General features: G+C 73.3%; 3 protein-coding genes. All 3 read left to right on the top strand.

Annotated elements, in window-relative coordinates; all coding sequences use genetic code 11:
- A partial coding sequence (locus ADK52_RS05045) for a non-ribosomal peptide synthetase (protein ID WP_159045843.1) occupies positions 1 to 2580 on the top strand: 2580 nt, incomplete at its 5' end.
- Positions 2573 to 7186 (top strand): type I polyketide synthase, encoded by a 4614-nt coding sequence (locus ADK52_RS44365; protein WP_078987971.1) that lies wholly within the window; start codon positions 2573 to 2575, stop codon positions 7184 to 7186. The genes ADK52_RS05045 and ADK52_RS44365, both read left to right, overlap by 8 nt.
- Positions 7186 to 7950 (top strand): polyketide synthase (locus tag ADK52_RS05035; protein WP_199828449.1); only part of this gene is annotated, 765 nt, incomplete at its 3' end. The genes ADK52_RS44365 and ADK52_RS05035, both read left to right, overlap by 1 nt.

The following is a 7950-nucleotide window of genomic DNA, read 5'->3' as shown; positions in this document are numbered from 1 at the left end:
AACCCCCCAAAGGCACCCCTCATCCCCCCCCCCCCCCCCACACCCCCCGTCCCCGACCCCGAACCCGGCGGGCCCCCCGCCGAGCTGCCCGCCGCTCCGGAGCTTCCCCTGGACCGGGCCCGTCCGACCCGGCGCGACCCCCGGGCCGGCTCGGTCCCCTTCACCGCCCCCGCCACCGCAACGGCCGCGCTGCACCGGCTGGCCCAGGCCTGCGGAGCGGACCTCCCCTCGGCGGCCTTCGCCCTCTACCTGGCACTGCTGCACCGGTACGGCGGGCAGTCCGAGTTCGCGGTCGGGGTCGGGGGCGGGGGCGGGGGCGCCGAAGGCTCCGGATCGGTCACGCCCGTCCGCGTCGAGGCCGGGGGGAGCTTACGCGACCTGGTCCGCTCGGCGGGCGCCCGGCTCGCTGAGGCCGGGCAGTCCGGCGACGCCGCACCGGCGCACCTGTGGCCGGGCTTCTCCTGCCTGTCCGCGCCGCGTGCCGCGCCCGAGACCACGTATTGCGACCTGGACCTGCAACTCTCCTGGCACGACGGCGAACTGACCGGGCAGCTGGTGTTCGCGACCGACGTCCTCGATGCCTCCACCGCCCGCCGCGCGGTGGACCACCTGCTCCGGCTCCTCGAAGGCGCGACGGCCGAGCCGGACCGACCGGTGGCCGAACTGCCCCTGCTCACCCCCGCGGAGGAGCGCACCATCGCCGCGCTGAACGGCGTGGCGGGCGAGCCGGCCGGCCTGAGCTTCCACCGGCTCTTCGAGGAGCAGGCACGCCGCACCCCCGAGGCGGTCGCGGTCCGGTCCGAGGGCGCCTCTCTCAGCTACTGCGAGCTCAACTCGCGTGCCAACCAGCTGGCCCACCTGCTGCGCGAGGCCGGCGTCGGCCCCGAGGTGACCGTGGGCCTCTGCGCCGATCGCGACGTACGGCTGATGGTCGCCGTGCTGGGCATCCTCAAAGCCGGCGGCGCGTACGTACCGGTGGACCCGAACGACCCCGTCCAGCGGCGGGACGGCATCCTGGGCGACGCAGCCGTGCACGCCGTCGTGGCGACGGCGCCGCTCGACACCGGGCACCGGGTGATCGAGCTCGACGCCGAGTGGAAGGTGTTGGCAGGCCGCCCGGCGGAGAACCCGCCCCCCGAGCAATCGGCCTGTGGGGACGCCGCGTACCTGCTCTACACCTCCGGCTCCACCGGCAAGCCCAAGGGCGTCGTGATCGAGCACCGCCAGCTCGTCGCCTACATCCGTGCCATCGTCCGGCGGCTCGGCATCGACAGGCCGCTCAGCTTCGCGATGGTGCAGCCGCTGACCGTGGACTCCAGCGTCACCGCCTTCGCCCCGCCGCTGTGCACGGGCGGCGAGGTACAGCTGATTTCGCGGGACGTCGCACTGGACGCCGGAAAGCTGGCCGACTGGGTGCAGACCTGGGGGGTCGACTGCCTGAAGATCGCCCCCTCTCACCTGCGCGTCCTCCAGTCCTCCCCGCGCTTCGCCGAGCTCCTGCCGCGCCGCCTGCTGGTCGTCGGCGGCGAGGCGTCCGACTGGCGCTGGCTGCGCGCCCTGCAGCGCCTCGTCCCCCACTGCCGGGTCTTCAACCACTACGGCCCGACCGAGACCACCGTCGGCGTGCTGACCCTCGCCGTGGCCGACCACCCGGAAGCGGAGTGGGAGACCGCGCCGATCGGTGTGCCACTCCCGGGGACCCAGGCCCACGTCGTGGACCCCGCAGGCCGCCCCACGCCCGTCGGCGTGGCCGGGGAACTGCTGATCGGCGGTGCCACCCTCGCCCGCGGCTACCACCGCCGCGACGACCTCACCGCCGCTGCCTTCGTCCCCGACACCCTCGGCGGCGGCCCCGGCTCCCGCCTCTACCGCACCGGCGACATCGTCCGCCGCCTGGCCGATGGGACGATCGCCTTCCTCGGCCGGCGCGACGACCAGATCAAGGTCCGCGGCTTCCGGGTCGCCCTGGGGGAGATCGAGGCCGCGCTGAAAAGCCATCCCGCTGTGCGCCACGCCATCGCCGTCGTACGCGAGGACGTGCCCGGCGACCGGCGGGTGGTCGCCTACATCGAGCCGCACGACGCCGGGACCGCCACCGCCGAGCTGGAGCGCCACCTGCGGGAGAGGCTCTCCCCCCACATGGTGCCGCAGGCGCTGGTGACGCTCGACCGGCTGCCGCTCAGCGGGCACGGCAAGGTCGACCGCAGCAGGCTGCCCCGGCCCGCGGAACCCGCCGCCGCACCGCTGCCGCCGCGGAACGAGCTGGAGCGGCTGGTGGCCCGGGTGTGGCAGGAGCTCTTCCGCACCGAGGCGGTCGGCACCGACCAGAACTTCTTCGACCTGGGCGGGCACTCCCTGCTCATGGTCGAGCTGCACCACCGGCTCCGGACGGCGACCGGCCGGGAGATCGAACTGCTCGACCTGTTCCAGCACACCACCGTCCGAGCCCAGGCCGGCCTGCTCTCGCAGCAGAAGCAGGGCGCAGCCCCTGGCCCCGCCCGCGGCGGAGGAGCTCAACAGAACGCCCTGCTCAGGCGCCGCCAGCAGCAGTTGCAAGCGAAGCGAGGTCACCATGAGTGAGCACTCCCCGGAAGTCGATTCCGCCATGGGCGTCCGGCCCGGACCCGAGCCCGCCGACGGCTTCCCCGAGTACGAGGACAGCCTCGACATCGCCATCGTCGGCATGGCCGGCCGCTTCCCCGGCGCCCGTAAGGTCGAGGAGTACTGGAGCAACCTCAAGGCGGGCGTCTGCTCCCTCACCCGCTTCGGCGAGGAGGAACTCGCGGCGCGCGGCGTCGACGCCGCCACCCTGGCCGACCCGAACTTCGTCGGCGCGAGCTACGTACTGGCCGACAGCGAGAAGTTCGACGCCGCCTTCTTCGGCTACTCCCCACGCGAGGCCGAGCTCATGGACCCGCAGCACCGGGTACTGCTCGAATGCGCCTGGGCTGCACTGGAGAGCTCCGGGTACGACGCCGAACGCCACGACGGCCTCGTCGGCGTCTACGCGGGCGCCGGCAACAACACCTACCTGATCCACAACATCGCCACCCAGCCCGCCGCCGCGCAGATCCTCGGCGACAAGCAGACGGTGATCGGCAACCGGCCGGACTTCCTCGCCAGCCGCGTCTCCTACAAGCTCGGGCTGGAGGGCCCCGCCCTCAACATCCAGTCCGCCTGCTCCACCTCGCTGGCCGCCGTGGTCGAGGCATGCCAGGCGCTGCTGGCCTACCAGTGCGACACCGCGCTGGCCGGCGGCGTCGCCGTCGACGGGTCCAGGAGCAAGGGCTACGTCTACCGCCCGGACGGCATCTTCTCACCGGACGGCCACTGCCGTACCTTCGACGCCCGCGCCCAGGGCACGGTGGGCGGCGACGGCGTCGGCATGGTGGTGCTCAAGCGCCTCAAGGACGCGATCACCGACAACGACCACATCCATGCGGTCATCAAGGGCTCGGCGCTCAACAACGACGGCTCCCGGCGGGCCGGCTTCAGCGCGCCCAGCGCGGCCACCCAGGCCGCCGTCATCTCAACGGCGCTGGCCAACGCGGACGTCCCGGCCGAGAGCATCGGCTACATCGAGCTTCACGGGACGGCCACCATCCTCGGGGACCCGATCGAGTTCTCCGCGCTGGCCTCGGCCTACTCCGGGGTCCCGGAGCACAGTTGCGCCCTCGGATCCGTCAAGACCAACATCGGCCACCTCGACTCGGCCGCTGGCGTCGCGGGCCTGATCAAGGCAGTGCTGGCGGTCGAGCACGGGCAGCTTCCGCCCACCCTGCACTTCGAGAAGCCCAACCCGCGCATCGCTCTGGACCGCAGTCCGTTCTACGTCAACACCGAGCTGCTGCCCTGGCCCGAGGGCGACGGCCCGCGCCGCGCAGGGGTCAGCTCCTTCGGGCTCGGCGGCACCAACGCCCACGTCATTCTCGAACAGGCCCCGCAGGTGCCGCGCGCACCCCGGCCGGCCGACGGCACCGAGCAGCTGCTCGTGCTCTCCGCCAAGAGCCCGGAGGCCATGGAGGCGGCCACCGACCAGCTGCACGACCACCTCCGCGCCCACCCCGGCCTCGAACTCGCCGATGTCGCCTTCACCCTCCAGCAAGGCCGCCGGGCCTTCCCGTACCGGCGCATGCTGGTCGCCGGCAGCAGCGAGGAGGCGGTGGCGGCGCTCGACGCCCGCGACGACGGACGGCTGCTGACCGGGACCGCGCCCGGGGCCGCGCACCGTCCCGTGGCGTTCATGTTCACCGGGTTCGGCACCCAGTTCCCCGGCATGGCCCGCGAGCTCCACGCCCAGGAGGCCGTGTTCAGGTCCGCCCTGGACGAGTGCGCCGAGCTGCTGCTGCCGCTGCTGGGCACGGACATCCGCGAGTTCCTGCTCGCCGCCGGCGAGTCCGCGGCCGCGCCCGAGCAGCCGTTCGACTTCCGCAGGCTGCTGCTCCAGCCGGAGCGCAGCGAGCACCCGCTGGACCAGCCCCTCTTCGGGTACCCCGCGGTGTTCGCCCTCGAGTACGCCCTCGTCAGGCTCTGGGCCGCCTGGGGCGTCGAGCCCGAGGTGATGATCGGCCACAGCCTGGGCGAGTACGTCGCCGCCTGCGTGGCCGGGGTCTTCTCGCTGCCCGACGCCCTGCGCCTGGTCGTGGAGCGCGCGCGGCTGATCGAGGAGCAGGGCGAGGGCGCGATGCTCGCCGTACCGCTCTCCGAGGAAGCCGTCGCGAAGTACACGGACGAAGACGTCTGCCTCGCCGCGGTCAACGGCCCCCAGACCTGTGTGCTCTCCGGAACCGTCGAGGGCATCGAGCGGGTGGCCGGCGAGCTGCTCGCCGCGGGTGTCGCCACCCGCCGGCTGACCACCCGCTTCGCCTTCCACTCCCCCATGATGGAGCCGGTCGTCGAGCGGTACGCCGAACTGGTCCGCTCGGTCCCGCTGAACGCTCCGGCCGTGCCGTTCGTCTCCAACCTGACCGGTACCTGGATCACCGACGACGAGGCCACCAGCCCCGAGTACTGGGCCCGGCACGTCCGGGAGAGCGTGCGGTTCGCGGACGGCCTGGCCGCCCTCTGGTCCGTCCCGGACATCGCGATCGTCGAGATCGGCCCCGCGCCGACGCTGACCCCCGGCGCCCTCCAGCACCCCGCCGCCGCCGACACCGACCGGGTCGTAGTCCCCTCCCTGCCCGGTGCCATGCTCGGGCAGAGCGCCCGCACCGCACTCCTCCGCGCCGCCGGCCGCCTCTGGCTGGCCGGACGGGAGCGCCCCTTCCCCGCCCCGGCCGGCGCCAGGCGGGTCCCGCTCCCCACGTACCCCTTCGAACGGCGCACCTACTGGCTCGCGCCCGGCACCGCCCAGCCCGGCAGCGGATCGGCCCAGCAGCGGCGCGGCGAACTGCCCCAGTGGTTCTACACACCGTCCTGGCAGCGGCTGGCAGGCGCACCCCGGTACGCCGGGGCCGGCCTGGCCGCCGAGCGCTGGCTCGTCTTCGCCGACGAGACCGGGGTCGGCCGCCGCCTCGCCGACCGCCTGGAAGCCCTCGGCGCGACCGTGCGCGTGGTCTCCCGCGGGGCCGACTGGCACCGGGAAGGCGAGCGCGAGTACGTCCTCGACCCCGCCCGCGCGGAACACTTCGGCCGGCTCGCCGAGGCGCTGCGCGCCGAGGGACCGCTGCCCGGCCGGGTCGTGCACTGCTGGAGCGTCGGCGACGACGCGGACCGGGCCGCGGCGCCCGAGGACGTGCGGGCCCTGCTGCACCGCTCCTTCGACAGCCTGGTCCACTGGGCCCAGGCCGTCGAGGCCGAACTCATGACGCAGCAGCAGCGCTGGGACGTGCTGTCCTCCGAAGTCCATTCAGTCCTCGGCGACGAGCCGCTCTGCCCGCCGAAGGCCGCGGTCCAGGGCCTGTGCCGGGTGCTGCCGCAGGAATACCCCACGCTCAGCTGCGTCCAGTTCGATCTCCGTCTCGAGGGCCCGCAGTCCGTGCCCGGCCTGGTGGAACAGCTGCTGGCAGACCTCTCCGCCGCGCCGGGCGAGCGCACGATCGCGCTGCGCGGCCGGCACCGCTGGGCGCCCGCGTACGCAGTCGGCGAGCCGCCCGCACGAGACGCCTCACCGGTCCGCGACGGCGGGGTGTACCTGCTCACCGGCGGCCTCGGGAAGATCGGCCTGCTCATGGCCCGCGCCCTCGCGGACCGGGCGAAGGTGCGCCTGGTGCTGCTCGGGCGGACGGGCCTGCCGCCCCGGGAGGAATGGGCCGATCCGCATCACCCGGAGGCCGTCCGGTCGGCGGTCCGCGCCGTCCAGGAGATCGAGGCCCTCGGGTCCGAGGTGCTGGTGACCGCCACGGACGTCTCCGACCGCGCTGCCATGCTCGCCCTGAAGGCGCGCATCCTGGAGGAGTTCGGACCGATCGACGGCGTGCTCCACTGTGCCGGCACGACCGGCAAGGCAGCCCACCGGGAAATCTCGGTCCTGGGCGAGGAGGAGGCCTCTTGGCACTTCGGGCCCAAGCTGTACGGCACGCAGGTGCTGCACGAGGTACTCGCCGACCAGCGGTTGGACTTCGCCCTCATCTGCTCCTCGATCGCCTCGCTGCTCGGCGGACTCGGCTTCGGCGCCTACGCCGCCGCGAACGCCGTGCTCGACGCCTTCGCCCAGAAGCACCACAGCGCGGACCTGCCCTGGACCAGCGTCAACTGGGAGGCTTGGTACTTCTCCTCCGAGGACCGGGCGGATTCCGAGCTCGGGGCCGCCGTACGCGACCTGGCGCTCACCCCGGCCGAGGGCCGGCGGGTCTTCGACGCCCTGCTCGACGCTGCGCCGCAAGCGCAGATCATCACCTCCACGGGTGACCTGGCGCTGCGCCAGGAGCTGTGGTCCGACCCGTCCGCCGAGGCGGCGGCGCCCGTCACCCGGCATGAGCGGCCCAACCTGCGGAACCCGTTCGTCGCACCGAGCGGAGAGACCGAACAACGGGTGGCGGAGATCTGGCAGGAGCTGCTCGGCGTGGAGAGCGTCGGTGCCCAGGACAACTTCTTCGAGCTGGGCGGCAGTTCCCTGCTCGGCCTCCAGGTCGTGCACCGACTGCGTCAGGAGCTGAGCGTGGCCGTACCACTGACCATCGTGTACGAAGGCCCCACGGTGCGCACCCTCGGCGCACTCGTCGACAACCTCCGGGCGGCCCTGTGATGGCGGCGCGCGGCGGTGTCGCGATCGTCGGGATGGCGGGGCGTTTCCCCGGCGCGGGGGACCTGGCCGAGTTCTGGTCGAACCTGCGTGACGGTGTGGAGTCGATCCTTCCGCTCACCGACGAGGAACTGGCGGCGGCCGGGGTGCCGGCCGAGGTCTACGAGCACCCGAACTACGTCAAGGCCGCGCCGGCCTTCACCGGCAGCGACCTGTTCGATGCGGAGTTCTTCGGGTACACCGCCCGCGAGGCCGAGGTGATGGACCCGCAGCACCGGCTCTTCCTGGAGACCTCCTGGCAGGCGCTGGAGCACTCCGGCTACGACGCCGAGCAGTACGACGGCAGCATCGGCGTGTTCGGCGGTGCGGGGGCCAACCGCTACGTCCAGCACGTCTACTCGCACCAGCAGATCGTGGACACCCTGGGCCAGACCCAGATCCTGGTGGCGAACGAGCTCGGCTTCCTGGCCTCCCGGGTGTCGTACAAGCTGGACCTGAAGGGCCCTGCGGTCTCGCTGCGCGCCGCCTGCTCGACCGCGCTGCTCGCCGCCCACACCGCCTGCCGCAGCCTGCTCGCCGGGGAGTGCGACCTCGCTCTGGCGGGCGGTGTCCACGTCGACCCGGAACCGGGCACGGGATACCTGCACCAGGATGGGTCCTTCGTCTCTCCGGACGGGCATGTCCGCCCGTTCGACGCGGATGCGCGGGGCACGGTCTTCGGCTCGGGCGTCGGCGTGGTGGTGCTGAAGCGGCTGGAGGACGCGCTG

The sequence above is a fragment of the Streptomyces sp. WM6372 genome (genome assembly GCF_001279655.1).
Classification (GTDB): Bacteria; Actinomycetota; Actinomycetes; order Streptomycetales; family Streptomycetaceae; genus Streptomyces.
This window is presented reverse-complemented; position numbering and strand designations above follow the sequence as displayed.